The following is a 24565-nucleotide window of genomic DNA, read 5'->3' on the forward strand; positions in this document are numbered from 1 at the left end:
AAAAGGCCGTCATGCAACGCGTGACGGCGAAGCAAGCCCATCGATCGACTGGATATCGACGCTGCGCGCGAAACGTAACGCGCGGCTCGATGCGCGGCATCTGCGCTATCGTCGCGCGCGCGGCGACGCTGCAGTGCTGCATTGCTTTCTTCTCGATTGTTCCGGCTCGATGCTCGCGGGCGACAGGCTCGCGCGTGCGAAAGGCATGCTCGTCGCGTTGTTCGATCGTGCTTATCGCGAGCGTGCGGAGATCGCGCTCGTGTGTTTTGGCGGTGGGCGGGCGCAGGTGCGCCGTCAGCCGGGCGCGGCGCACTGGTTCAACGAGCGCTGGGTGATGCCGATCGGCGGTGGCGGCGGCACGCCGCTCGCGTTGGGGCTGGCGAGCGCGAGCACGGTCCTGGAGAGGGCGGCGCGGCGCAGACCGTCGCAACGGCGCTGGTTGTGGCTGTTGACCGATGGACGAACGAACGAGCGACCGCAGGCGCCTTTGGCGGCGCATGAAATCGTCGTCGTCGATTTCGAAACGGATGCGATACGCGTTGGTCGCGCCGAAGCGCTCGCGCGCGACTGGGGCGCGCGTCATGTCACTGCCGATGCGTTGAGCGAGGACGCGGTCTAGTCATACCATCGCGGCGTATAAACCCAATCGCCCATCACCCGCGTCGTCGACGATCCGACGATCACCATCGTCCGCATATCGACGAGCTCGCTTTTCACTTCACCGAGCGTCACGATGCGCAACGCTTCCGCCGGCCGCCCGATATCTCGTCCGAGCACGACAGGCGTCTTCGAATCGCGATAACGCCTGACGATGTCGATCGCACGATCGAACTGCCACGGACGCGCCTTCGACAGCGGGTTATAGAACGCCATCGCGAGATCCGCCTCGCCTGCGTGCGCAATGCGCTTCTCGATCACGCTCCACGGCTTCAGGTTATCCGACAGCGACAACACGCAAAAGTCATGACCCAGCGGCGCGCCCGCGCGCGCAGCCGTCGCGAGCGATGCCGACACGCCCGGCACGATCGCGAGCTTCACCGCGTCCCACTCGGGATGCGCGGCGCGTTCATCGTCGAGTGCTTCGAGCACGGCGGCGGCCATCGCGAACACGCCCGGATCGCCAGACGACACCACGACCACGCGACGTCCTTCGCTCGCGAGTTCGAACGCGTGACGCGCGCGTTGCAGTTCCTCGCGGTTATCGGTCATGTGCACGCGTTGATCGTCGCGGAACGGACCGGCCATGCGCACATAGGTTTCGTAACCGAGCACGTCTTGCGCAACGACGAGCGCGCTGCGTGCGGCAGGCGTCATCAGTTCGGCGCTTCCCGGACCGAGTCCGATCACGGTCAGCGTGCCGCGCGCACGGCCGATCGATTGCGCATCGATCGGCGCATCGCTCACATGCAGCGCGATAGCGCGCGCATCGTCGATATCGAACGGAGCGGTATCGCAGAAACGCAGCGGGACGTTCAACGCGCGCGCCGCATCGTCGAGGGAGCGCGACGCCATGTAATGCGCTGGCGCCGTCAATGCCGCGAGCGCAAGCGGCGCGAGATTGCGTTCGCGCAACGCGCTACGCACGCGCTCCGCTACATCCTTATCGTTATCGATCCACGCAACGACGCAACGTGGATGTATCACGAGGCTATGTTCATCGTGCAACGCGTGCGGCGTGATGCGCACGGCGCGGGGTGCATCGTCGGCGCGGGGCAAGTCGGCGTCATCGAGCCAGGGCGCGCGGCCTTCGATGCGCGTCGCTTTGCCCGCCAGCAAGTCGGACACGAAGCGCTTGCCTTGTTCGATATCGGCAAGCACATAGCCTTCGGGCGGAGCAAGCAGACATTGGCCGAAGCGCAATTCGCCGCTCGTCGTGATCGCGGGCGTCACTTGCAAGGCAGCGCCGATCTCACGCGCAAGCACATTCACGCCGCTCATCCCGCCGACGAGCGGCACGACCGCGCTGCCATCCTGCGCGACGGCGAGCACCGGCGGCTCATTGCCCTTGTCGGCGAGACACGGCGCAATCGCGCGAATCACGATGCCCGCCGAACACAGCGCGACGATCGGCACGCCCGACGCGTACAACGCGCGCACGTGCGCGCCGAAATCCTCATACGCAATGTCGGCGTCCGCGCGGCCCGTAAGTGCATGCACGCGCGATTCGGGGAAGCGCGCCTGAATGCGCCGCGCGGTATCGAGCGCGGCCGCGCCGAGCACGACGATCGCCATCGGCATCGAAGCGGTTATGCGCGCCATTTCTTCCCCGGCACGACGAGCAGCGAGAAATACGGCGATGCCATCGGATCGACGTCATCGAGCGGCACGATACGCTGATTGGCCATCGTCGCGCGCTCGACATACAGCGCACGATCATCGAGTCCGAGTTCGACCAGCACGCGCCGCACCTTCTCGAAATTGCGCCCGAGCTTCATGATGACCGCCGCATCCGCCGCTTCGAGACGGCGCTTCAGGTCGTCTTCCGGCAGCACGCCCGACAGCACCGACAGACTCTGATTGCGATACACGAGCGGAACGCCCAGCACTGCAACGCCACCGAGCATCGAGCAGACGCCGGGCACGACATGCGCGTCGAATTGCGCGGCGAGCCGGTCGTGCAGATACATGTACGAGCCGTAGAAGAACGGATCGCCCTCGCAGATCACCGCGACATCGCGGCCCGCTTCGAGATGGCCCGAGATCGTGAGCGCGGCCTCATCGTAGAAGGCGCTGATGATCGTCTCGTAGCAGAGCGGCGGTTCGAGCGCTTCGGTCGTCACGGGATAGACGAGCGGCAGGCGCGTCTGGGTGTCGTCGAGATGCGATTCGATGATGCCGAACGCGTTGCCCTTCTTGCCCTTCGCGACGAAATACGCGACCACCGGCGCGGCCTTCAGAAGCCGCAGCGCCTTCACGGTGATCAGTTCGGGATCGCCCGGACCGACGCCCAATCCATAGAGGCTTCCGCGATTCATTCGGCCTCCGAAGCAAGTGCGTTCACGGCGGCCGCGGCCATCGCGCTGCCGCCGCGCCGCCCGAGCAGCGCGACGTAGGGCACGCCGCGGCTATGGGCGGCGAGCATGGCTTTCGATTCCGCCGCGCCGATGAAACCGACCGGAAAGCCGAGAATGAGCGCGGGCTTCGGCGCACCGGCATCGAGCATGTCGAGAAGATGAAAGAGCGCCGTCGGCGCGTTGCCGATCGCGACGATCGCGCCGTCGAGATGCGGCCGCCACAGTTCGAGCGCGGCGGCCGAGCGCGTGTTGCCCATCACGCGGGCGCGTTCGGGAACCGAGGGATCGCTCAGTGTGCAAAGCACGCGGTTACCGGCGGGCAAGCGCGCGCGCGTGATGCCTTCGGCGACCATGCGGGCATCGCAAAGTATCGGCGCGCCTTGGGCGAGTGCGCGTCTGCCCGCGATGCCCGCGCCCGACGAGAAACGCACATCGCTCACGATATCGACCATGCCGCACGCATGGATCAGGCGCACCGCGAGCTTCTCCAGATCGGCGGGAATGGCGGCGAGGTCGGCTTCTGCGCGGATCGTCGCAAAGGACTGGCGATAAATCTCCGCGCCGTCGCGGATGTAGTCAAGCATCGGTATGGCTCCGGGCGAGCCGTTCGGCCGCCTCTTCGATGGTCAGATTGCGCGCGACGGATCGTGCGTCGCGATGTAAGTCGTAGCGTCCCGGCGCGGCTGCGTAGAGCGTCGCCGGAACCGGATGCGCCGCCGCGCACGAACGCTCGCAGCCGCTCAGATGCACCTGCGCGTCGTCATGCGCGGGCAGCAACGCGGCGAGGCGATGCGCGTCGGCTTTGGTATCGGCGCGGCTCTTCGCGCAGCCCTCGGAACCCGCGCACGCGATGAGTCGCGCAAGCGGATCGCGCGCGTCGGTGGCGAGGCCGAGCGCACGCAGGCGTTGCAGCACTTCATGCGCTTCGTGCGCCGCGATGCCGGATATCAGCACGCTTTGCCACGGCGTCATCGTCAGATGCGCTTGCCCGTGGGTATTGGCGAACTCGGCGAGATCGGCGAGGGCGTCGAGCGTCGTAGCGTCGAGACGGCCGAGCGGCGTTTGCGCGCCCGCGTACCACGTCGCGCGATGCGGCTCCTCGTGCGCGCCGAGCCGCAGCGATGCATCGGCGGGGACGCGATGCCATGCGTCGATATCCGCATCGAAATGCAATGCCTCGATGAAACGCGTGTTGCCGACACGCGCCAGCAGATCGCGCATGCGATGTTCCTCTTGCCTGGCAAGCGCGAGAAATCGGTGCAGCACGTTCACGACGAACGTCGTCAGATCGTTTCGCGCGATCGCGCCGAGCGCTTGCTGCCGCAACGTGCCCGCGAAGCCGAACGCGAAACGCGCGCCGTCGTCGATAGCGGAGAACCACAGATCGTGCGGATGATCGAGCATCGCGAGGCGCTCGCCGGCATCGAGCTGCAAGGCGAATTTCGGCGACAGCGCGTGCAGCGGCGCATCGGCCTGCATTGCATCGACGATCTGCGCGGCGAGCGCGCGCGTGGCGTCGCTCGCGAGCGGACTCAGCATCATGTTGCGGATGTCGTCGCCGCCTGCTGTGGACGGGCCGAGGCCCGCGTCGAGTGCGATATCGATGAGCGCGGCGTGGGCATCGTCGCGAATGCCGCGCAGTTGCAGATTCGCGCGATTGGTCACTTCGACCACGCCCGAGCCGCACTCGCGCGCCGCGCGGGCGACCGAACGCGCCGCGCGCGCGCTCAGCACGCCGCCCGCGAGGCGCAGGCGGGCAAGGCCGCCGTCGCGCGCGGGCACGATGCGCATGAGGCCGGGACACGCGGATGCGCGCGGCGCGGCGTCGGGCGATGAGCGGTCGGAAGAATTCAAAAGCGTGGCCCGTTGGGCTTCGCGCATGATGAGCGAACCGGTACACCCCGCCCGGTCGGCGTCGCGCGAATGCGTTGAATCGGCAGGTCTCTTGGCTGGCAGGTCAACATGCGCGCCGGCCTTCCCGGTAAAAACCAGTGGCAGTGGAGCGCGCACTCGCTGCGTACAATTGCGGGGGCAGCCACAGTTTCGCTGTGTTCCCTTTTAAGCCCTGGGCTGTCAACCCCGGGCGCCGACGGACCTGTATTATGCCCGCTTTTATCGACCCTCCGAGCGCTTCCGGCAAGCATCCGGGCGCGCAATCGGAGTCACAAAGGAGGCCGCGCATGTCGAACTGGCTGACCGTGGTGGGGATCGGCGAGGACGGCTGGCACGGGCTGTCGCGCGTCGCGCGCCGTGCGCTGCTCGACGCCCAGTCGATCCACGGCGGCGAGCGTCATCTCGCGCTGCTGCCCGCACGCATCGCCGGGCGTCGGGTGCCGTGGCCAAAACCCTTTTCGCTCGATGCCGTGCTCGCCGGGCGAGGCGACGGCAAGACGCGCATCTGCGTGCTCGCGAGCGGCGATCCGATGTGCTTCGGCGTCGGCGCGACGCTCGCGCGCGAAGTCGCCGACGGCGAAATGCGCGTCATTCCCGCACCGTCGTCGCTGTCGCTCGCGGCGGCGCGTTTGCGCTGGGCGCTGCAGGACGCGGTGTGCGTATCGCTCGTCGGCCGTCCGGTGGCATCGCTGCTTGCGAGCCTGCATCGCGGCGTGCGCCTGCTCGTGCTTTCCGCCGATGGCGCGACGCCCGCCGCCGTCGCCGCGCTCCTGACCGCGCACGGTTTCGGCGCGAGCCGCATGACGGTGTTCGAGCATCTCGGCGGCATCCACGAGCGCCGCATCGACGAGCGCGCCGACGACTGGCGCGAAGCCGTCGTCGCACCGCTCAATCTCGTCGCGATCGAATGCCGCACGCACGCGGGACACGCCGGCCCGCCGCTCACGCCGGGTCTCCCCGACGACGCCTACCGGCACGACGGCCAGTTGACCAAGCGCGACGTGCGCGCCGTGACGCTCGCGCGACTCGCGCCGCAGCCCGCCGAACTGCTGTGGGATGTCGGCGCGGGCTGCGGCTCGATCGGCATCGAATGGATGCGCGCGCACGGCGCGTGTCGCGCGATCGCGATCGAGGCGAACGAGAGCCGGCAGCGTCTTATCGAACACAACCGCGACGCGCTCGGCGTGCCCGCGCTGCAGCTCGTCAAGGGCGAAGCGCCCGCCGCGCTCGACGGCCTGCCCGCGCCCGATGCCGTGTTCATCGGCGGAGGATTGACGGCGCCCGGCGTGCTCGATGCGTGCTGGGCGCGGCTGCGTCAAGGCGGGCGGCTCGTCGCCAATGCGGTGACCTTGCAGAGCGAAGCGGCGCTCGTCGAATGGCGCGCGCGGAACGGCGGCGCGCTGACGCGCATCGGCATCGCGCAGGCCGAGCCGCTCGGCAGCTTCGATACGTGGCGTCAGGCGCTGCCGATCACGCTCCTGCACGCGAGCAAACCGTGATGCGCCATGCGTGAAGAAACGCCGGAAAAGGCCGCGCCGCTGCGCAGCGGCTACACGACGGGAAGCTGCGCGACCGCGACGAGTCTCGCGGCCGCGCGTCTTCTGCTATTCGGCGAGGCGAGCGAGCGCGCGGAGATCGAATTGCCAAAAGGACGGCGCGTGACGATGACGCTGTCGTTCTGCCGCAGATTGCCCGATGAAAGCGCCGCGGCCGAAGCGGGCGTCATCAAGGATGCGGGCGACGATCCCGACGTCACGCATGGCGCGCTCGTGTTCGCGCGCGTGCGTCTGTCGGATGAGCCGGGCGTGCGCTTTCATGCGGGGGCGGGCGTCGGCACGGTGACGCGCGCGGGGCTGGCGCTTGCCATCGGCGAACCGGCGATCAATCCGGTGCCGCGCAAGATGATGGCCGAACATCTCGATGCGCTCGCTCGAAGCGCCGGTTATCGCGGCGGCTTCGACGTGACGATCGGCGTCGAGAACGGCGAGGCGCTCGCGCTCAAGACGATGAATCCGCGGCTCGGGATCGTCGGCGGTTTGTCGATACTGGGCACGACCGGCATCGTCCGGCCGTTTTCGTGCTCGGCGTATATCGCGTCGATTCATCAGGGCATCGATGTCGCGCGGGCGAACGGGTATCGGCATATCGCGGCGTGCACCGGCAATCAGAGCGAGGACGCGATGCGCGCGCGCTACGGTCTGCCCGACATCGCGTTGATCGAAATGGGCGATTTCGCGGGCGCCGTGTTGAAGCACCTGCGCCGCGCGAGCGTCGACAAGCTGAGCCTGTGCGGCGGCTTCGGCAAGCTCTCGAAGCTCGCGGCGGGGCACATGGATCTGCATAGCCGAAGTTCGAGCATCGACTTGCCGCTCATCGCCGTGTGGGCCGCCGATGCAGGCGCGAGCGCCGGCTTGCTCGCGTCGATCCGCGCGGCGAACACGAGCCAGGAAGCGCTCAGGCTCGCACACGCCGAAGGCATCGCGCTCGGCGATATCGTGTGCCGGCGCGCGCGCGACGTCGCGCTCGATGTGCTGCCGCCGGGCATCGAAGTCGAGACGTTCGCGATCGATCGCGCGGGCAATATCGTCGGGAGCGCGGCATGACGCGCGTGCTGCTGCTCGGGGGCACCGGCGACGCGCTCGCCATCGCGCGCATATTGCCCGCTGGACACGTCTACAGTCTCGCGGGCCTCGGGCGTGTGCCGGACGAGCTTTCGTGCGCGGTGCGCGCCGGTGGTTTCGGCGGCATCGGCGGGCTCGCGCGCTATCTGCATGACGAGAAGATTGCGCTCGTCGTCGATGCGACGCATCCGTATGCCGCGCAAATGAGCCGTCACGCGCGCGAGGCGTGCGCGCTCGCCGACGTGCCGCTCTGGGCCGTGCGCCGTCCCGCGTGGCAGCCGCAGGCGGGCGACGACTGGCGCGAGGCGTCGGACTGGGGCGAGATCGTCGAGCGGGTCGCGCCGTTCCGTCGGCCGCTCTTCACGCTCGGGCGCGAGGCGCTGCATCATCTGCATGAAATTCCCGCGTCGCAACACTGGACGATCCGCTGCCTCGACGCGCACCCGGGCAACGAACGCGCGAGCATCGTCGATGCGCGCGGTCCGTTCGACCTCGACGGCGAGCGCGCGTTGTTCGATGCGGCGGGCATCGATGTCGTCGTCAGCAAGAACAGCGGCGGGCGCGCGACCGAAGCGAAACTCGCCGTCGCGCGCGAACGCGGCCTGGCCGTCGTGATGCTCGCGCGGCCCGCGCTGCCCGCCGCCGACCGAATTTTCGACGACGCCGCCAGCGCCCGCGATGCGCTCCAACACTGGCTCACCCAACAATGACCGTCTATTTCATCGGCGCCGGACCGGGCGATCCCGAACTCATCACCGTAAAGGGACAGCGGCTGATCCGCACGTGTCCCGTGATTCTCTACGCGGGCTCGCTCGTGCCGAAGGAAGTGCTCGACGGGCATCGCGCGCGCGCGTGCATCGACACGGCCGAACTCGATCTCGACGCGATCGTCGCGCTTTTACGGCAAGCGCACGCGAACGGGCACGATGTGGCGCGCGTGCACTCGGGCGATCCGTCGCTCTATGGCGCGATCGGCGAGCAGATGCGCAGGCTCGACGCGCTCGCGATTCCCTACGAAGTGGTGCCTGGCGTGACGGCGACGGCGGCGTCGGCGGCGGCGTTGAAACGCGAGCTGACGCTGCCGGGCATCTCGCAGACGGTCATTCTCACGCGTTACGCCACGAAAACGTCGATGCCCGAAGGCGAAAGCCTCGGCGATCTCGCGCGCCATCGCGCGACGCTCGCCATTCATCTGGGCGTGCGGCATATCGAACGCATCGTCGCGGAACTGGTACCGCATTACGGCGCGGATTGCCCCGTGGCCGTCGTGTTCCGCGCGAGCTGGCCAGACGAGACGCGCGTCGAAGGCACGCTCGCGGAGATCGCGGAGAAAGTGCGCGCGGCGGGCATGGAGCGCACGGCGATGATCGTCGTCGGGCGCGTGCTGGCCGCCGACGGCTTCGCGGATTCCACGCTCTACGCCAAGGACCGATGACGCGATGCGCGACCTCGACGCCGTGTTCGATGCGCTCGCGAAATCCGCATTCCGGCGGCGCTTCGCGCTCGGCGTGCGGGAGGGGAAGTATCTGCGGGAGAAGGGCGTCGATACCGTCGTCGCGCAGGCGCACGAACTGATCGGCAAACGGCTCGCGCCGCAAGCGCCGTTGAACGACGGCAAACAGACGCCGTTTCGCGGGCATCCGGTGTTCATCGCGCAGCACGCGACGGCGACGTGCTGCCGCTCTTGTCTCGCGAAGTGGCACGGCATCGCATCGGGCAAGGTGCTCGACGATGCCGAACGCAGACACGTCGTCGATGCGATCGAGCGCTGGCTGCGCGCGCAGCCGCTGCCGGCGGCGTCGCAGCCCGCGATGGATGATCGGCAGCGCGAACTGCCGTTTTGAGACGCGTCGGCGCGATATTACGGCGTTACGCAGTTGTGGTAACTTGGGTCCGCGAGCGCTGGCCGGCGTCTGTCGGCCGACGATGTCAAACGTCGGAATCGATGCAGAGGAACCGTTGATGAATCTCGTCACCCAGCTTCGGCGCGGCCATCTCCTGAAGCACACCGACTTGTCGGGGATCGGGCTGGAACTCGGTCCGTACGATCAGCCGACCGTCTTCAAATCCGAAGCTCAGGTGCGCTATCTCGACTGGAAAAATCGCGAGCAGCTGGTCAGCGAGTGCAGCCATCCCGATCTCATCGACCAGATTCCGGAAATCGACTACGTCGTCAGTTCGAACCGTTACGGCGACTACATCAGCGACAAGTTCGACTACATCATCGCCAATCATGTGATGGAGCACGCGCCGAACATGATCCAGTGGCTTTCGGACCTCTGCGCGATGATGAACGACGGCGGCATTCTCTTTCTCGCGTTGCCCGACAAGAAATTCAGCTTCGACAAATACCGGCAGGACACGGCGTTGAGCCATTTCGTCGCGGAATATCTGGCCGGTGTCGAGGAGATTCCGCGCGAGCATCAGATCGAATGCGAAATCTATTACGACGAAGCGTTCGTCAATCGTCCGATGGACGTGCGTGACAAGCTGAATGTCGAGCGCATCAGGCGCAAGCTCGAGGCGCCGCCGCACGTTGGCATCCATAGCCATGTGTTCGATAGCGACACGATCGAGAACAAGGTGCTGAAGCCGATTCTGCTAATGGGCTTCCTCAAGTTCAATCTCGTCGATTTCGTGCCTGCGCGGGGCGAAACGGGCGGCGAGATGATCATCGTCCTGCGCAAGGAGACGCCGAACGTCGAGCTCACTACGGAGGCGTTTTATACGGCGAACGGCGGCATCGAGAAGCGGCTCGCGCAGACCGAGAGCCGTCTCGAGGAGGCCGAAAGCGCGCTCGCCGATGCGCGCCGCAGTCTCGCGGAGGCCGAAAGCCGGCTCGGCGAAACCATCGACAGACTGCGGGTTTCGCAGGCCGAACTACAGGCGAGCAACGCGGCGATCGTGGAGTTCGTCTCGTCCACGTCCTGGCGCATCACCGCGCCGCTGCGACGCGTCGTGACCGCGCTGCGCGGCAACGGCGAACGCGGCCGCGCGCATCCCGGCTAGGCGCGGCGCGCCTTCGCCCGCCGCGCGAGCATGTTCAGGCCTTCGACCAGCGCCGAGAACGCCATCGCCGCATAGATATAGCCCTTCGGCACGTGCGTGCCGAAGCCTTCGGCCACGAGCGTCATCCCGATCACGAGCAGGAAGCCGAGCGCGAGCATGACGATCGTCGGATTGCGTTCGATGAAGCGCGACAGCGGGCCCGCCGCGAACAGCATCACGGTCACGGCGGCGATCACCGCGACGAACATGATCGGAATGTGCTCGGTCATGCCGACCGCCGTCACGATGCTGTCGATCGAAAACACGAGATCGAGCAGCAGAATCTGGCCGATCGCCGACAGCGGCGTCAGATGTTTCTCCGCTTTTGCGCCGGCATTGCCTTCGGTGTCGTGCGCGACGTGATGATGGATTTCCGTCGTCGCCTTCCAGACCAGAAACACGCCGCCCGCGATCAGAATCAGGTCGCGCCATGAGAAGCCATGTCCGAACGCTTCGAAGATCGGCGTCGTGAGGCGCACGATCAGCGCGACCGTGCCGAGCAGCCCGAGCCGCATCACGAGCGCGAGCGCGATGCCGATGCGCTGCGTGCGTTCGCGGTGCGCGGCGGGCAGCTTGTTGGTCAGGATCGAAATGAAAATCAGGTTGTCGATGCCGAGCACGACTTCCATGACGACGAGCGTCGCGAGTGCGGCCCAGGCGGCGGGATCGGCTAAAAGGGCGACGAGATAGTCCATGTTCCGGTTTGTTCTACGGTGAGCGCGAAATATTAGCGTGATCGGCGGCGAAAATGTAAGGAACTTGAAAAGTTCAAGAGAATCCAACCGCGTCGGACGAAATTTTGCGTATCAACGACAAATGCCCGATTTGAAACGATTATTTGCGCTTGTTCCGATGATGCGCCGCCGCATTTACGGGTAAACTCCAATGCTTTCGTGCCGCCTGTTCGCGGCCGTCCAACTTCCTGTCGCCGCAGGACACCACGTTAAGCCGCATGCAGAGTAAATCGCAACGTCTCGTCGAGCTGGACTTCTTCCGGGGACTGGTACTGCTCATCATCGTCGTCGATCATATCGGCGGCAGCATGTTGTCGCGCTTCACGCTGCATTCGTTCGCGCTCAACGACGCCGCCGAAGTCTTCGTGTTCCTCGGCGGCTTCGCCACGGCGACCGCGTATGTGTCGCTCGCCGAGCGCCGTTCCGAGAGCGCCGCGCGCGTGCGCTTCGTGAAACGCGCATTCGAGCTTTATCGCGCGTTCATCGTCACGGCGGTGTTGATGCTCGCCGCGTCCTTCCTGCTGCGGCCCTTCTTCGGTCATGCGCCGAACCTCGCGCTGCATCATCTCGACAGCCTGATCTCGCAGCCGGTCGCGTCGATCGCGCAGATTCTCACGTTCGAGCGCCAGCCGTATCTCGCCGCCATCCTGCCGATGTACGCTTTTTTCGCGCTCGCCGTGCCGCTCATGCTGCCGCTCGCGCGCAGCAAGCCGTGGCTGCTGCTCGGCCTGAGCCTTGCGTTGTGGGCGTTCGCGGCGCAGATCGGCGAATACATGCCTTCCGTCGACGACAATCTTTGGGACTTCAATCCCGCCGCGTGGCAATTGATGTTCGTGCTCGGCGTGCTGGCGCGCTGCCAGCCGATCTACCAGCGCGTGAGCGCGAACCGCTTCGGCTGGATCGTGAGCGCGGGCGCGGTGGCGCTGATCGCCGGCATGGCGTATTACAAGCTGCTCGTGCTGCCGCCGGTGCTGGACAGCGCCTTCAAGCGCGATCTGGCCGGCCCGCGCGTTGTGAATTTCCTCGCTATCGCGTGGATCGCGACGAATCTCGCGCGCTACGGCATCGTGAAGGCGGCGGCACAGCGCCTGCCGTGGATCGGCGCGCTCGGGCGCGACGGCATGGTGTCGTTCGTCGCCGGAACGGTAGTTTCGCTCGTCGTCGATTCGATTCTCTTCACGCTCACCGACGGCCTCGTCAACGTGCCGGCCGGACTCGCCGCCGATGTCATCGCGATCGGCGCGCTGCTCGCAGTGCCGCATGTGCATCGGCAAGTGTCGTACTGGCTCGGCACGCGCAAGCCGGTGCCGGTGCCTTCGGCGGCCACGGCGCCGGTGCCGGTTGCTGCCACCGACAGTCGGGCGCGCTGACCTTTCGAAGCGGACAGTGCTCTGTCCGCTTTTATTTTGTGCTCCGAAAGCAACTAACGGTCGAGTTTCGTCGACCGCGCTAACAAACACCATCGAAAAATCCCGCCAAGGCATGCGTTTTGCATCCACGAAATGACCAAGAAAATAAACCTGGATTAACCTCATGCTCAAGCTCGCCATCCTGTTTGCGGTCATCTCCGTCGTCGCTGGCTTCTTCGGCTTTACGCGCGTGTCATCGGGCGCGGCCGGCATCGCGAAGATCTGTTTCTTCATCTTCCTGATCCTGTTCGTCGTGTTCCTCGTCATCGCGATTTCGGCGGGTTCGCTCGTCCTGTAGCGCAAGCGAGAGCGAACGCACGCGGAAAGCGCTGCGCGCCGACCGCGTGCTTTCTCGCATCGACCGGCGTGCCGCGACGGTGTTACATTGCCCCGAGAAGACGTTCACGCGACCGTGAATCGATAAGGAGGAGCGATGCAGCATGTCATCGGCGCGGCCGTGCAGCCGGCGCAATGCGATGTGATCCGCCATTCGCACGAGCGCTCGGCAACGTTCGGCCTGTTCGAGACGATGCGCCCGGATTACGCCGTGCTGTCCGGTCCGCAGCTCGCAGCGAAGCTCGATGAAAGCCGCGCGCTCTTCGCGCACGCGCTGCCGGTGATGGAAACGCTGTACGCGCAGATCGCCAACACGCACAGCATGATCGCGCTGACCGATGCGACCGGGCTGATCCTGCACTCCGTCGGCGACGACGATTTCCTGGCCCGCGCCGACAAGGTCGCGCTGCGAGCGGGCGCGGTCTGGAACGAGGCGCATCAGGGCACCAACGCAATCGGCACGACGATCGCCGAGCGCGCCGCCGTCACCGTGCACGGCGACCAGCACTATCTGCGCGCCAATCGTTTTCTGACGTGTTCCAGCGTGCCGATCCTCGATCCGCACGGCAATCTCTCCGGCGTGCTCGACGTCACCGGCGACCGGCGCGGCTATCACCAGCACACGATGGCGCTCGTCAGGATGTCCGGACAGATGATCGAGAACCGGTTGATCGCGAGCGCGTTCGGCGACGGTATTCGCATCAGCTTTCACAGCCGGCCAGAGTTCATCGGTACGTTGATGGAAGGCATCGCCGTATTCGATCTCGACGGGCGGCTCCTCTGCGCGAACCGCAGTGCGCAATTCCAGCTCGGGCTGGAACTCGGGCGCCTGCGGTCGCAGACGCTCGAAGCGCTGTTCGGTGTACGCGCCGATGCGCTCGTCGCATCCGCGGGCGATGCGCCTTGCCGGTTCGAACTTCACAGCGGCGTCGCGGTATTCGCGAGCGTCGATGTTCATGCGCGTGCGGCGTCGAACGTGGCGATCGCGCCCGCCGCACGGGATGCGGCAATCTCAAACCTCGCCAATCTCTGCACCGGCGACGCCCAGATGAACGACGTCGTCGCGCGCGTGCGCAAGGTCATCGGCAAGAACATCGCCATTCTGATCGGCGGCGAGACAGGCGCGGGCAAGGAAATGCTCGCGCGCGCCATCCACGGCGATTCGCCGCGCCGCGCCGGGCCGTTCGTCGCGGTGAACTGCGCCTCGCTGCCGGAGACGCTGATCGAATCGGAGCTTTTCGGGTATGCGCCGGGCGCATTCACGGGCGCGGCCAGGCGCGGCGCGGTCGGCAAGATCGTGCAGGCGAATGGCGGCACGCTTTTTCTCGACGAAATCGGCGACATGCCGCTCTCGATGCAAAGCCGCCTGCTGCGCGTGCTGCAGGAGCGCGTGGTCGAACCGCTCGGCGCGGCACGCGCGGTGCCGGTCGATTTCATGCTCGTCTGCGCGAGCAACCGCAAGCTGCGCGAGCGCGTCGCGCAGGGCGAATTCCGCGAGGATCTGTACTACCGGATCAACGGCTTGTCGGTGACGCTGCCGCCGCTCGCGCAGCGCACGGACCTGCGCGCGGTCGTCGACGGCATGCTGCGCCGCGAGCGTTTCGCGGGCCGCATCGTCGGTATCGGCGACGACGTGCTCGCGCTCTTCGCGCGTCATCCGTGGCCGGGCAACCTGCGCCAGTTGAGCAACGTGCTGCGCACTGCGTCCGCGATGCTCGACGATCACGATACGCATATCGGCGTCGAGCATTTGCCGCACGATTTTCTCGATGAACTCGGCGAACCCGTTCGCACCGATGACACGCCGCCGCCCGCGAACGGCGCGCGCCTCGCGGATATCGAAGCGGGCGCGGTGACCGCGGCGCTCAAAACGCACGGCGGCAATGTATCGGCGACGGCGCGCGCGCTCGGCATATCGCGCACGACGTTGTATCGGAAGCTGCGCGTCTAGCCTTCGACCGCGCCCGCGCCCGCGCCCGCGCCCGCGCCCGGCGCGGGCAGCGCGCCGCTGTGATCCTTCAGGCCGACGCCGGTCAGTTGCAGGCGGCGCGCTTCGTTCAGCAGCCACGTCAGCTTGAACGCGGCGGTGTCGTAATCGAGTCCCTCGGGCCGCACGTTCGAGATGCAGTTGCGCTCGGCGTCGTGGCGTCCCGCGCGCGGCGCGTAGGTCACATAGAGGCCGAGACTGTCGGGCGAACTGAGGCCCGGCCGTTCGCCGATCATCACCACGACAATCTTCGCCCGTAAAAGCTCACCGATGCGATCGCCCAGCGCGACGCGCGCCTGTGTCGCGATGACGACCGGCGCGATCGTCCAGCCGTCGAGTTTCGCGCGCACGCGCGCGAGCAGCGGCGCGACGTGACGTTGCGCGGCGAACGCCGACAAGCCATCGGCGGCGACGAAAACGAGATCGCACGCCGACGCATGCGCCGCGAGCCGCTCTGCGCTGTCATCGTCGAGCACGCGGCCCAGATCCGGGCGACGCAGATAGTGATCGCGATCGGGCGCGGCGCTTCGCGCGTCGAGCGTATCGAAGCCCGCGTCGCGCAGCGCCTGTGCGAGCGCGGCGGTGTCGAGCGGTTGGTGCACCGCGTCGCGCGCCTGCGCATGCGCAAGCTCGAACGCGAGCAACGGCGCGGTCGGCAGACTGCTGCCCGCGCGGCCGAGCGCGATGCGGGCCTGAGTGAAGCGGCGCAGCGCGTTCCAGGCGTCGGCATCCGTCATGAGTCGATCCATTCGAGGAGCGGTTGCGTGGGCGCGGCAAGCAACTCGCCGCGCGCGTCGGTGACGCGCATCTTCGCGAGCCACGCTTCGAACTCCGGCGCGCGTTTCAGGTTCAGCGCGCGCCGGATGTACAGCGCGTCATGGAACGACGTGCTCTGATAATTGAGCATCACGTCGTCCGCACCGGGCACGCCCATGATGAAATTGACGTTCGCCACGCCGAGCAGCGTGAGCAGCGTGTCCATGTCGTCCTGATCGGCTTCGGCGTGATTCGTGTAGCAGATGTCGCAGCCCATCGGCACGCCGAGCAGTTTGCCGCAGAAGTGATCTTCGAGCCCGGCGCGGATGATCTGCCGTCCATCGTAGAGATATTCCGGGCCGATGAAGCCGACCACCGTGTTTGTCAGAAGCGGTTCGAAGCGGCGCGCGACCGCGTAGGCGCGCGCTTCGCACGTTTGCTGATCGACGCCGTGATGCGCGTTCGCCGACAGCGCGCTGCCTTGCCCCGTTTCGAAGTACATGACGTTATCGCCGACGGTGCCGCGTCCGAGCGACAACGCCGCGTCGCGCGCTTCTTCCAGCAACGCGAGCGATACGCCGAAACTGGCGTTTGCGCGTTCCGTGCCCGCGATCGACTGGAACACGAGATCGACGGGCGCGCCTTGTTCGATGGCGGCGAGCGTATTGGTGACGTGCGTGAGGATGCACGACTGCATCGGCACGTCGTAGCGCTGGCGGAACTCGTCCATCATCGCGAGCAGCCTGCCGATGGCCGCGGGCGAATCGGATGCCGGATTCACGCCGATGACGGCATCGCCGCAGCCGTAGAGCAGGCCGTCGAGCATCGATGCGGCGATGCCCTTTGGATCGTCCGTCGGATTATTCGGCTGCAGGCGCACGGACAGATGCCCCGGCAGGCCGATCGTCGTGCGAAAGCGCGTGACGACCGGGCGCTTTCTGGCGGCGAGAATCAGGTCCTGGTTGCGCATGAGCTTGGAGACGGCGGCCGCCATTTCGGGCGTCACGCCCATCGTGATGCGTTCGAGCGCGGCGGTATCGGTGCTGTCGGCGAGCAGCCATTCGCGGAACGCGCCGACCGTCAGATGCGCGATCGGCGCAAAAGCCTCGCGCGAATGCGTATCGACGATGAGGCGCGTGACTTCGTCGTCCTCGTAGGGAATGAGCGGCTCGTCGAGAAACGCGGCGAGCGGTACTTGCGCGAGCGCCAGTTTCGCGGCGACGCGCTCTTCTTCGGTGGCCGCCGCGATGCCCGCCAGTTCATCGCCGGAGCGGCGCGGGCTCGCGCGCGCGAGCAGCGTCTTCAGATCGTCGAAGCGGTAGCGGCGCGCGCCGATCGTCTCGTGATAGCTCATCGCTGTTTCTCGCGGATGGATCGATTCGAGCACTTTAGCCGCTTTCGTGTGCGGCGCGCGCTGCTCAAAAAAGTGCGCGGGAACCCGAAATCCCCCCTCATGCGATAATTTTTCGTTCGATTCAGCCAAAACCCGCCCGCAAGCCCGTGAAAAACCTGCTCGTTTCCATCGATCGTCTGAGCGATTTCGGTGAAGTCGTCGATGTCCGCACGCCGCTCGAATTCGCCGAGGATCACATTCCCGGTGCGATCAACGCGCCCGTGCTCAGCAACGAGGAGCGCGTGATCGTCGGGACGATGTACAAGCAGGTTTCGCCGTTCGAAGCGACGCGCGTCGGCGCGGCGATGGTCGCGCGCAACATCGCACATCATCTCGACACGCTCTTCGCCGACAAGCCGCGCAACTGGCGTCCGCTGATTTATTGCTGGCGCGGCGGCAAGCGCTCCGGCTCGATGACGACGTGGCTCAACATGATCGGCTGGCAGGCGCGGCAGCTCGAAGGCGGCTATAAGAGCTACCGGCGCGACGTGATCGAGCGGCTCGGCGCGCTGCCGGGGCGTTTCCGCTATGTCGCGCTGATCGGTCATACGGGCAGCGGCAAGACACGGCTGCTGAAGGCGCTCGACGCAGCCGGCGCGCAAACGCTCGATCTGGAAGGGCTCGCCGCGCATCGCGGATCGTTGCTCGGCGCGTTGCCGGGACGCGCGCAGCCGACGCAAAAAGCGTTCGATTCGGCGCTGGTGCAGGCGCTTTCGGGCTTCGATCCGGCCAAACCCGTGTTCGTCGAAGCGGAAGGGCGGCGCATCGGCGCGATCACGATGCCCGATGCCATTCTCGACAATCTGCACGCGGCCTCGTGCGTGCAGGTCGAGGCGCGGCGCGAGGACCGCATCGCGTTCTTGCTGCAGGACTACGCGCATCTCTTCGACAATCCCGCGTTCTTCAAGGCGCAGCTCTCGAAGCTCGTCGCGCTGCATAGCCGCGAGCGCGTCGCGCGCTGGCATCGGCTGATCGATGAGAATGCGCGCGCCGACCTCTTCGCCGAACTCATCGACCATCATTACGATCCGGCGTATGGCCGCAGCAGCAAGGCGCTCTATGCCGGTTTGCCGAACGCGTCGCGCGTGCTGTTCCGCCCGAACGACGCGGACAGCGTCGAGCAGGCGAAAGCGCTGCTTGCGCGGCTCGCCGAGACCGCGGCCGCGTTCTGACTCAATCTCAACACACGAAAGAAAAAGATATGACCACGCTCCGACAACCTCGCGTCGCGTACGGCTGGATGGTGTTTCTGCTGATCGCCGTCGCGGGCCTGTTCTACGTGAAATGGTTTCCGTACTACAACCGCGCGTTCGTCGCGGCGAGCCAGCACTCCATCGGCAAGTCGATTCTGATGGGCACGTCGGCGAGCGCGCCCGCGCCTTCGTGGCAGGCCGCGCTCGATTACGCGATGGCCTACGGCCGTGCGATCTGGCAGGCGATGGTCCTGGGCCTTCTGCTCGGCTCGGCCGTGCAGGCGCTGATTCCGCCGCGCTGGGTCGCGCGCGCGCTCGGCGAGCACGATTTCGGCAGCGTCGTGAACGGCGGGCTCATGTCCTTGCCCGGCATGATGTGCACGTGCTGCGCGGCGCCGGTCGTCGCGGGTCTGCGCGCGCGTCAGGCGGCGCCGGGCGCGGCCGTCGCATTCTGGCTCGGCAATACGGTGCTCAATCCGGCGACGCTGGTTTTCATGGGCTTCGTGCTCGGCTGGCAATGGACCGGCTTGCGGCTCGTGCTCGGCGTGCTGATGGTGTTCGGTCTCGGCTACGCGATCAACCGCATGGTGACGCCCGCGCAGGCGGCGGCGTCGCGCGAGGCGCTCGGCAAGCTGATCGAAGAAGATGAACCGGGCACCGCGTTCTCGCGCTGGATCAAGATTCTCGGCCGCATGACGCTGCGGCTCGTGCCGGAGTACATCGTGCTCGTGCTGCTGCTGGGCGCGGCGCGCGCGTGGCTCTTTCCGCACATCGGTCCGGATATCGGCAACGGCATGCTGTGGATCGCCGCGTTTGCCGTCGCCGGCACGCTCTTCGTCATCCCGACGGCGGGCGAGGTGCCCATCATTCAGGCGATGCTGTCGCTCGGCATGGCGGCGGGTCCGGCGGGCGCGTTGCTGATGACGCTGCCGCCCGTCAGCGTGCCGTCGCTCGCGATGCTCGCGCGGTCGTTTCCGCCGCGCGTGCTGGCGTTGGTGGGGCTGGCGGTGGTCGGATTCGGCGTCGTTGGCGGAGTGATCGCGGCGGCGTTGTTCTGATCGATGAATCGATGAACGGCGCGCGGCGCTCAATGAATCGCCGCGCCCGCCTTGATGAGCAGCTTGAACGGCAGCGCGAGCAGCATCGCGCCGCCGACGCCCGCCATCCACAACGCGACGAACCAGAACAGCTTCCTCGCGCGCTCAATGGTAGTGATGTTCGCCATGACGCACCTTTCCTCTGAAGACCCAATAGCCTAGCGTCGTATACGCGACGATCACTGGCAGAATCACCGCCGCGCCGACGATCGTGAAGAGCTGGCTCGAACGGGGCGCGGCGGCATCCCAGATCGATACGCCCGGGAAAATCTCGTGCGGCGACACGCTCAGCACGAGACCCGAGTAGCCGAGAAACACGAAGCCGAGCGCCATCGCGAACGGCCGTTTCTCGTGACGCGAGCGAATCGAGCGGCGCATCGCCCACGCGCACGCGGCGACGAGCACCGGTACCGGCAACATGCGATAGAACCACGGCGAATCGAACCAGCGCGACGCGATGCCCGCGTCCTGCAGCGGCGTCCAGATGCTGACGACGGCAATCGTCGCGAGTTGCAGCAGCGTCAACGGCCATACGACGCGATACAGGCGCCGCTGCAGGTCGCCTTCGGTTTTTGCGATCAGCCAGCACGCGCCGAGCAGCGCATAGGTGATGACGAGCGCGCCGCCCGTGAAGATCGAGAACGGCGAGAACCAGCCGAAGGCATCGCCGGAAAAGCGGCCATCGGCGACGGGAATGCCGCCGAGAAACGCGCCGAGCGCCACGCCCTGAAAGAACGTCGCGCCCGCCGATCCGCCGATGAACGCGAGGTCCCACATATGCTTCGTGCGCTGCGCCTTCGCGCGGATTTCGAACGACACGCCCCGGAAGATCAGGCACACGAGCATCAGCACGAGCGGCAGATACAGCGCGGAGAGCACGGTCGAATAGACCATCGGGAAGGCGGCGAAAAGTCCCGCGCCGCCGAGCACGAGCCACGTCTCGTTGCCGTCCCAGACGGGCGCGACGGTGTTCATCATCACGTCGCGGTCGTGCTGATCCGGGAAGAACGGAAAGAGAATGCCGATGCCGAGGTCGAAGCCGTCGAGCACGACGTAAAGGAAGAGGCCGAACGCGATGATCGCGGCCCAGGCGAGCGTGAGGTCCATGTTCTTATGCTCCTTCGATGGACTGTTGCGGAAGGCTGAGTGGACGCCGCGCGCTGCCGTCGGACGGATGTTCCGGCGCGCCCGGCAGCGCGGGCCCGTGGCGCAACAGCTTCAGCAAGTAGTAGATGCCGGTGCCGAAAACGATCGTGTAGACGATCACGAACGCGAGCAGCGACACGCCGACCTGTTGCGCCGTGACGGGGGACACGGCATCTGCGGTTCGCATCACGCCGTACACCACCCAAGGCTGACGCCCGGCTTCGGTCGTGACCCAGCCCGCGAGTAGCGTGACGAAGCCGCTCGGGCCCATCGCGAGTGCGAAGCGATGGAACCATCGCGCATCGAATAGCCTGCGCTTGCGATGCAGCCACCACGCCGCGAACGACATCGCGATCATCAGCACGCCGAGCCCCGCCATTACGCGAAAGCTCCAGAACACGAGCGTCGAGTTCGGCCGGTCTTCCTTCGGGAATTCCTTGAGGCCGCGAATCTCGCCGTCCCAGCTATGCGTGAGGATCAGGCTGCCGAGATGCGGGATCTGCACGGCGTATTTCGTGGTCTCGGCCTCCATGTCGGGAATGCCGAAGAGATTGAGCGCGGTGCCGCCTTTCTCCGTTTCCCAGATGCCTTCGATCGCCGCGATCTTCGCCGGCTGATGTTCGCGCGTGTTGAGACCATGCGCATCGCCGACGAGCGCCTGGATCGGCGTCAGCGCGAGCAGCAGCCAGAGCGACATCGAGAACATCTTCTTGATGGCCGGATCGCGCCGGCCTTTCAGCAGATGCCACGCGCCGGTCGCGGCCACGACGAGCGCCGCGACGATGAACGCCGCGATCGCCATGTGCGCAAGCCGGTACGGAAACGACGGATTGAAAATGATCGCCCACCAGTCGACCGGCACGACATGATCGCCTTCGATGCGAAAGCCCTGCGGCGTCTGCATCCAGCTATTGGACGCAAGAATCCAGAACGTGGAGATGAGCGTGCCGATGGCGACCATCAGCGTCGCGCCGAAGTGCGCCTTCGGGCCGACCTTGTGCCAGCCGAACAGCATGATGCCGAGGAAGCCCGCCTCCAGAAAGAACGCGGTCATCACTTCATAGGTGAGCAGCGGACCGGTGATGGGACCGGCGAAGCTCGAAAAGCCGCCCCAGTTGGTGCCGAATTCGTAAGCCATCACGACGCCCGACACGACGCCCATGCCGAACGCGACAGCGAAGACCTTCGACCAGAAAAGACACAGTTCCTTGTAGACGGGTTTGCCGGTCTTGAGCCACGCGCCTTCGAGAACGGCGATGAAACTCGCGAGTCCGATCGAAAGCGCCGGGAAGATGATGTGAAACGAGACGGTGAACGCGAACTGGATGCGCGCCAGATCGAGTGCTTCGGGAGTCGAATGCATGATGACTTGTGCCTTGATATTCACGCTATGTGACGGGCCGGAGCTTAGCGTTATTTCGAGAAAGTGTTGCGCTGCGTCAGCGAACTTTCGTTGCGCGCAAATGCCGCAGTTTCAAGGGCTTGAGCGCTTCATCGGTTTGATTCGCCTGGGTTTTCGAGACGGCGATTTAGTGCGGTGCGGCAAGTGCGCGCAGCCGCTTTCGCGACAATCGACCGCACTGTGTCGCAGTCGGTCATTGGTCGGCTCGAAAAGAAGTTTTACGGTCCGCCGGCACGAGACGTGCGATGCGCCCGGTACCATAATGACTTTTGCACACGCGCGTCGCGCGAGCGGGAAGGAGAAGCATCATGCGCCTCGATGACCAACAAGAAAGTCAGAACGTCGAAGACCGGCGTGGCGGTGGCGGAGGCGGCTTTCGCATGGGCGGCGGATCGATCGGCATCGGCACGATCGTCGTGGCGCTTGCGGCGTCGTATTTCTTCGGCATCAATCCGATGACGATCATCAACGGTGCCCAGGTTCTGCACGGCAACGCGCCGCAGCAGCAGGCCGCGCCCAGCAATGCGCAACCGGCGACCGATCCTGGCGCGGTCTTCGTGCGTCGCGTGCTCGGCAATACGGAACAGACGTGGCAGCACATCTTTCGCGCGCAGTTCAATCAGGACTATCCGGCGCCGCGCCTCGTGATGTTCTCGGGTGCCACGCAGACCGCGTGCGGAACGGGACAGGCGGCCATGGGGCCGTTCTATTGCCCGAACGACCGCAAGGTGTACATCGATTTGTCGTTTTATCGCGAGTTGCGCGACCGCTTCGGCGCAAGCGGCGATTTCGCGCAGGCGTATGTGATCGCGCATGAAGTCGGGCATCACGTGCAGAACGTGCTCGGCATCATGAACAAGGTCGATCAGGCGCGCTCGCGTCTCACGCGCGAGCAGGCGAACGCGCTGTCGGTGCGCGTCGAATTGCAGGCGGATTGCTTCGCGGGCGTCTGGGCCGCCGTTGCGCAGCGTGATAACGCGAAGCTGATCGAGCCGGGCGATTTCGAGCAGGGATTGAACGCCGCCGCCGCCATCGGCGATGACCGCCTGCAGCAGCAATCGCAAGGGCGCGTCGTGCCCGAGGCGTTCACGCACGGCACGAGCGAGCAACGCCAGCGCTGGCTGCGGCGCGGCATGTCGAGCGGCGACGTTGCGCAGTGCGACACGTTCTCGTCGCGTTCGCTCTGACCGGCCGCCGCGCAACGCGGCGACTGGCCGGTTGAATTGAGCTATTCTCGAAGACGTCGCTGCGTTGCTTACAAACGCTGACAGTGCGTTCTTCTCAAATTTATTAGAATCGCTCGTTTCCGGGTTCGCTTCAGCGCGCCCGGAGCACTCTCGTATCTTCCATGAAGCGAATTCTGATCGTCAAAGTCACGTCGCTCGGCGATATCGTCGAGACGCTACCGGTCGTTTCCGATCTGCGGCGCGCGTTTCCCTCCGCCAAAATCGACTGGGCCGCCGACGCCGCTTTCGCCGACATTATCCGCTGGAATCCGGGCGTCGACCGCGTGCTGAGCGCGCCTTTGCGCAAGTTCAAGAAGGCGCGGAACTGGAACGATCTGAAGGAGATCGGCGCGTCGATCGGCGAGCTTCGCGCGGAGAAATACGATGTGATCGTCGACATTCACGGCGTCTACAAGAGCGCGATCATCGCCTTCATCGCACGCGGACGGCGGCGCTACGGCTATCTGAACAAGGATCTCGGGGAACGCGGCGCGGCATTCGCGTATAACGCGCGCTTCGGGCCGCGTCCGCTCACCGACGCGTGGCGCGGCATGCGCGTGAGCGTCGCCGACGCGCTCGGCTATCGTTTCGAAGACACGCCCGACTACAACATCCGCTTGCCCGCGCCCACGCGCGATCTGAACATTCCGCGCGACAGGCGCATCGCAATGCTGTTTCACGCGACTTCGGCGGATGTGAAGAAGTGGCCACAGGAACATTGGGGCGAAGTCGGACGCTGGCTCGCCGCGCGCGGTCACTCGATCGCGCTGCCGTGGGGAACGGAACGTGAGCAGGCCGAGGCGCAAGCGATCGCGGCGCTGGTGCCGGGCGCGATCGTGTTGCCGAAGCTTTCCGTCGTCGAATGCGCGCACTGGATCGAGGCGTCGGAACTGGTCGTCGGCACGGATACCGGACTCGTGCACCTCGCGCATGCGCTGCAGCGTCGCACCGTCATGCTGTTCGCCGCGACTTCGCGCGAGCACTTCGGCGTGAGCGACCCGGGGCGATCGATATCGATCGGCGAAGAGGGCGCGCCGCCCGACGTGGCGCGCGTGCTGGCCGCCATCGAGAGCGTGACGGATGCATCGTCGAATACGCCTGCGCGTTCCGCCGAAACCGCCGTGCCGGTCGCCAAGGGCGTTATCTCGTAGAACTTTTATGCGCATAAACCTCGATCGCACGGCCGGCGGTGCGGTAGGAGTGTAATATCTGGACCGATATATCAGTGCGCTAACGTAAAAGTTGCCACATGACACTTGACGGCGAACTCGGCAAGCACGACGATTGCGGGAAATACCTAAGAATCGTCC

The 24565-nt window shown here is 66.0% G+C and carries 24 protein-coding genes and 1 riboswitch; of the genes, 14 read left to right on the plus strand and 10 right to left on the minus strand.

All coding sequences use genetic code 11. The features are described from left to right. The first annotated feature begins 52 nt into the window (after window positions 1-52). Window positions 53-619 carry a vWA domain-containing protein gene (locus tag AWB77_RS24655; RefSeq protein WP_061137226.1) on the plus strand — a complete coding sequence of 189 codons (567 nt, stop codon included), beginning with the start codon at window positions 53-55 and terminating at the stop codon, window positions 617-619. Here the strand turns inward: AWB77_RS24655 and cobJ are convergent. The 4 genes from cobJ to cobG are packed head-to-tail and all read right to left on the minus strand — an operon-like array spanning window position 616 to window position 4868. Continuing rightward, entirely contained in the window at window positions 616-2259 is a 1644-nt protein-coding gene (gene cobJ / locus AWB77_RS24660) for a precorrin-3B C(17)-methyltransferase (RefSeq protein ID WP_061137081.1), read from the minus strand. The genes AWB77_RS24655 and cobJ overlap by 4 nt on opposite strands. Then, window positions 2247-2975 (minus strand): precorrin-2 C(20)-methyltransferase, encoded by a 729-nt coding sequence (locus tag AWB77_RS24665; RefSeq protein ID WP_061137082.1) that lies wholly within the window; start codon window positions 2973-2975, stop codon window positions 2247-2249. Before AWB77_RS24665 ends, cobJ begins: the two co-directional genes overlap by 13 nt. Then, entirely contained in the window at window positions 2972-3598 is a 627-nt protein-coding gene (locus tag AWB77_RS24670) for a precorrin-8X methylmutase (RefSeq protein WP_061137083.1), read from the minus strand. The genes AWB77_RS24665 and AWB77_RS24670 overlap by 4 nt, the downstream gene beginning before the upstream one ends. After that, window positions 3591-4868, minus strand: coding sequence for a precorrin-3B synthase (gene cobG / locus AWB77_RS24675; protein WP_074168968.1), 1278 nt, complete (start codon window positions 4866-4868; stop codon window positions 3591-3593). The genes AWB77_RS24670 and cobG overlap by 8 nt, the downstream gene beginning before the upstream one ends. Window positions 4869-4932: 64 nt before the next feature. Continuing rightward, window positions 4933-5120: riboswitch (cobalamin riboswitch) on the minus strand. A gap of 74 nt (window positions 5121-5194) precedes the next feature. Between cobG and AWB77_RS24680 the strand changes: the two genes are divergently transcribed. The 6 genes from AWB77_RS24680 to AWB77_RS24705 all read left to right on the plus strand — a co-directional run bounded on the left by AWB77_RS24680 (window position 5195) and on the right by AWB77_RS24705 (window position 10537). Further along, window positions 5195-6406 carry a bifunctional cobalt-precorrin-7 (C(5))-methyltransferase/cobalt-precorrin-6B (C(15))-methyltransferase gene (locus tag AWB77_RS24680; RefSeq protein WP_061137084.1) on the plus strand — a complete coding sequence of 404 codons (1212 nt, stop codon included), beginning with the start codon at window positions 5195-5197 and terminating at the stop codon, window positions 6404-6406. A gap of 6 nt (window positions 6407-6412) precedes the next feature. Continuing rightward, window positions 6413-7510 (plus strand): cobalt-precorrin-5B (C(1))-methyltransferase, encoded by a 1098-nt coding sequence (locus tag AWB77_RS24685; RefSeq protein ID WP_061137085.1) that lies wholly within the window; start codon window positions 6413-6415, stop codon window positions 7508-7510. Further along, complete coding sequence (locus AWB77_RS24690; protein WP_061137086.1) at window positions 7507-8238, plus strand: cobalt-precorrin-6A reductase; 732 nt, start codon at window positions 7507-7509, stop codon at window positions 8236-8238. The genes AWB77_RS24685 and AWB77_RS24690 overlap by 4 nt, the downstream gene beginning before the upstream one ends. After that, window positions 8235-8963 carry a precorrin-4 C(11)-methyltransferase gene (gene cobM, locus AWB77_RS24695; protein WP_061137087.1) on the plus strand — a complete coding sequence of 243 codons (729 nt, stop codon included), beginning with the start codon at window positions 8235-8237 and terminating at the stop codon, window positions 8961-8963. Before AWB77_RS24690 ends, cobM begins: the two co-directional genes overlap by 4 nt. Before the next feature lie 4 nt (window positions 8964-8967). Then, entirely contained in the window at window positions 8968-9372 is a 405-nt protein-coding gene (locus tag AWB77_RS24700) for a DUF4186 domain-containing protein (protein WP_061137088.1), read from the plus strand. Window positions 9373-9490: 118 nt separating this feature from the next. Next, window positions 9491-10537 (plus strand): methyltransferase domain-containing protein, encoded by a 1047-nt coding sequence (locus AWB77_RS24705; protein WP_061137089.1) that lies wholly within the window; start codon window positions 9491-9493, stop codon window positions 10535-10537. Here AWB77_RS24705 and AWB77_RS24710 read toward each other — a convergent pair. Beyond that, complete coding sequence (locus tag AWB77_RS24710) at window positions 10534-11271, minus strand: TerC family protein (RefSeq protein WP_061137090.1); 738 nt, start codon at window positions 11269-11271, stop codon at window positions 10534-10536. The genes AWB77_RS24705 and AWB77_RS24710 overlap by 4 nt on opposite strands. A gap of 257 nt (window positions 11272-11528) precedes the next feature. Here AWB77_RS24710 and AWB77_RS24715 point away from each other — a divergent pair, with 257 nt between their 5' ends. The 3 genes from AWB77_RS24715 to AWB77_RS24720 all read left to right on the plus strand — a co-directional run bounded on the left by AWB77_RS24715 (window position 11529) and on the right by AWB77_RS24720 (window position 15006). Further along, window positions 11529-12680: an OpgC domain-containing protein gene (locus AWB77_RS24715; protein ID WP_061137091.1), complete on the plus strand. Its 1152-nt coding sequence runs from the start codon at window positions 11529-11531 to the stop codon at window positions 12678-12680. A gap of 163 nt (window positions 12681-12843) precedes the next feature. Continuing rightward, on the plus strand, window positions 12844-13017 hold the full coding sequence (locus AWB77_RS34095) for a DUF1328 domain-containing protein (protein ID WP_064506478.1): 174 nt from the start codon (window positions 12844-12846) through the stop codon (window positions 13015-13017). A 135-nt stretch (window positions 13018-13152) separates the two neighbouring features. Next, window positions 13153-15006 carry a sigma-54-dependent Fis family transcriptional regulator gene (locus AWB77_RS24720; protein ID WP_061137092.1) on the plus strand — a complete coding sequence of 618 codons (1854 nt, stop codon included), beginning with the start codon at window positions 13153-13155 and terminating at the stop codon, window positions 15004-15006. Here AWB77_RS24720 and eutC read toward each other — a convergent pair. Both eutC and AWB77_RS24730 read right to left on the minus strand, forming a co-directional pair. Then, window positions 15003-15779 carry an ethanolamine ammonia-lyase subunit EutC gene (eutC, locus tag AWB77_RS24725; RefSeq protein ID WP_061137093.1) on the minus strand — a complete coding sequence of 259 codons (777 nt, stop codon included), beginning with the start codon at window positions 15777-15779 and terminating at the stop codon, window positions 15003-15005. The two genes, AWB77_RS24720 and eutC, sit on opposite strands and share 4 nt — an antisense overlap. Further along, complete coding sequence (locus tag AWB77_RS24730; protein WP_061137094.1) at window positions 15776-17152, minus strand: ethanolamine ammonia-lyase subunit EutB; 1377 nt, start codon at window positions 17150-17152, stop codon at window positions 15776-15778. The genes eutC and AWB77_RS24730 overlap by 4 nt, the downstream gene beginning before the upstream one ends. A gap of 146 nt (window positions 17153-17298) precedes the next feature. Between AWB77_RS24730 and mnmH the strand changes: the two genes are divergently transcribed. After that, the gene (gene mnmH / locus AWB77_RS24735; protein WP_061137095.1) at window positions 17299-18363 is read left to right on the plus strand and encodes a tRNA 2-selenouridine(34) synthase MnmH; all 1065 of its coding nucleotides are present in this window, start codon (window positions 17299-17301) and stop codon (window positions 18361-18363) included. A gap of 29 nt (window positions 18364-18392) precedes the next feature. Beyond that, entirely contained in the window at window positions 18393-19442 is a 1050-nt protein-coding gene (locus AWB77_RS24740) for a permease (protein ID WP_061137096.1), read from the plus strand. 29 nt (window positions 19443-19471) lie between these two features. On the opposite strand, the gene AWB77_RS36490 is transcribed toward AWB77_RS24740, so the two are convergent. Genes AWB77_RS36490 through AWB77_RS24750 form a run of 3 tightly spaced genes read right to left on the minus strand, consistent with a single transcriptional unit; the run spans window position 19472 to window position 21990 of the window. Then, a complete protein-coding gene (locus tag AWB77_RS36490) occupies window positions 19472-19609 on the minus strand; it encodes a hypothetical protein (protein WP_167354180.1) in 138 nt (45 codons plus the stop codon). Continuing rightward, on the minus strand, window positions 19587-20588 hold the full coding sequence (gene cydB / locus AWB77_RS24745; protein WP_061137097.1) for a cytochrome d ubiquinol oxidase subunit II: 1002 nt from the start codon (window positions 20586-20588) through the stop codon (window positions 19587-19589). Before cydB ends, AWB77_RS36490 begins: the two co-directional genes overlap by 23 nt. 4 nt (window positions 20589-20592) lie before the next feature. Then, on the minus strand, window positions 20593-21990 hold the full coding sequence (locus tag AWB77_RS24750; RefSeq protein WP_061137098.1) for a cytochrome ubiquinol oxidase subunit I: 1398 nt from the start codon (window positions 21988-21990) through the stop codon (window positions 20593-20595). 347 nt (window positions 21991-22337) lie between these two features. On the opposite strand from AWB77_RS24750, the gene ypfJ reads away from it, so the two are divergent. Beyond that, window positions 22338-23216: a KPN_02809 family neutral zinc metallopeptidase gene (gene ypfJ, locus AWB77_RS24755; protein WP_061137099.1), complete on the plus strand. Its 879-nt coding sequence runs from the start codon at window positions 22338-22340 to the stop codon at window positions 23214-23216. 161 nt (window positions 23217-23377) lie between these two features. Further along, a complete protein-coding gene (gene waaC / locus AWB77_RS24760) occupies window positions 23378-24406 on the plus strand; it encodes a lipopolysaccharide heptosyltransferase I (RefSeq protein ID WP_061137100.1) in 1029 nt (342 codons plus the stop codon). The last annotated feature ends 159 nt before the right edge of the window (window positions 24407-24565 follow it).

Origin of the sequence: Caballeronia fortuita, assembly GCF_001544835.2 — a bacterium.
Taxonomy (GTDB): domain Bacteria; phylum Pseudomonadota; class Gammaproteobacteria; order Burkholderiales; family Burkholderiaceae; genus Caballeronia; species Caballeronia fortuita.

What these genes read in the sequence shown, in the direction of transcription:
- ypfJ (WP_061137099.1), top strand. Translation starts at nt 22,338, where the DNA reads ATGCGCCTCGATGACCAACAAGAAAGTCAGAACGTCGAAGACCGGCGT.
- AWB77_RS24700 (WP_061137088.1), top strand. Translation starts at nt 8,968, where the DNA reads ATGCGCGACCTCGACGCCGTGTTCGATGCGCTCGCGAAATCCGCATTC.
- eutC (WP_061137093.1), bottom strand. Translation starts at nt 15,779, where the DNA reads ATGACGGATGCCGACGCCTGGAACGCGCTGCGCCGCTTCACTCAGGCC.
- AWB77_RS24705 (WP_061137089.1), top strand. Translation starts at nt 9,491, where the DNA reads ATGAATCTCGTCACCCAGCTTCGGCGCGGCCATCTCCTGAAGCACACC.
- AWB77_RS24715 (WP_061137091.1), top strand. Translation starts at nt 11,529, where the DNA reads ATGCAGAGTAAATCGCAACGTCTCGTCGAGCTGGACTTCTTCCGGGGA.
- AWB77_RS24690 (WP_061137086.1), top strand. Translation starts at nt 7,507, where the DNA reads ATGACGCGCGTGCTGCTGCTCGGGGGCACCGGCGACGCGCTCGCCATC.
- AWB77_RS24670 (WP_061137083.1), bottom strand. Translation starts at nt 3,598, where the DNA reads ATGCTTGACTACATCCGCGACGGCGCGGAGATTTATCGCCAGTCCTTT.
- cobM (WP_061137087.1), top strand. Translation starts at nt 8,235, where the DNA reads ATGACCGTCTATTTCATCGGCGCCGGACCGGGCGATCCCGAACTCATC.
- AWB77_RS24720 (WP_061137092.1), top strand. Translation starts at nt 13,153, where the DNA reads ATGCAGCATGTCATCGGCGCGGCCGTGCAGCCGGCGCAATGCGATGTG.
- AWB77_RS24685 (WP_061137085.1), top strand. Translation starts at nt 6,413, where the DNA reads ATGCGTGAAGAAACGCCGGAAAAGGCCGCGCCGCTGCGCAGCGGCTAC.
- cobJ (WP_061137081.1), bottom strand. Translation starts at nt 2,259, where the DNA reads ATGGCGCGCATAACCGCTTCGATGCCGATGGCGATCGTCGTGCTCGGC.
- AWB77_RS24680 (WP_061137084.1), top strand. Translation starts at nt 5,195, where the DNA reads ATGTCGAACTGGCTGACCGTGGTGGGGATCGGCGAGGACGGCTGGCAC.
- cydB (WP_061137097.1), bottom strand. Translation starts at nt 20,588, where the DNA reads ATGGACCTCACGCTCGCCTGGGCCGCGATCATCGCGTTCGGCCTCTTC.
- AWB77_RS24750 (WP_061137098.1), bottom strand. Translation starts at nt 21,990, where the DNA reads ATGCATTCGACTCCCGAAGCACTCGATCTGGCGCGCATCCAGTTCGCG.
- AWB77_RS24665 (WP_061137082.1), bottom strand. Translation starts at nt 2,975, where the DNA reads ATGAATCGCGGAAGCCTCTATGGATTGGGCGTCGGTCCGGGCGATCCC.
- waaC (WP_061137100.1), top strand. Translation starts at nt 23,378, where the DNA reads ATGAAGCGAATTCTGATCGTCAAAGTCACGTCGCTCGGCGATATCGTC.
- AWB77_RS24730 (WP_061137094.1), bottom strand. Translation starts at nt 17,152, where the DNA reads ATGAGCTATCACGAGACGATCGGCGCGCGCCGCTACCGCTTCGACGAT.
- AWB77_RS36490 (WP_167354180.1), bottom strand. Translation starts at nt 19,609, where the DNA reads ATGGCGAACATCACTACCATTGAGCGCGCGAGGAAGCTGTTCTGGTTC.
- AWB77_RS24740 (WP_061137096.1), top strand. Translation starts at nt 18,393, where the DNA reads ATGACCACGCTCCGACAACCTCGCGTCGCGTACGGCTGGATGGTGTTT.
- AWB77_RS34095 (WP_064506478.1), top strand. Translation starts at nt 12,844, where the DNA reads ATGCTCAAGCTCGCCATCCTGTTTGCGGTCATCTCCGTCGTCGCTGGC.
- AWB77_RS24710 (WP_061137090.1), bottom strand. Translation starts at nt 11,271, where the DNA reads ATGGACTATCTCGTCGCCCTTTTAGCCGATCCCGCCGCCTGGGCCGCA.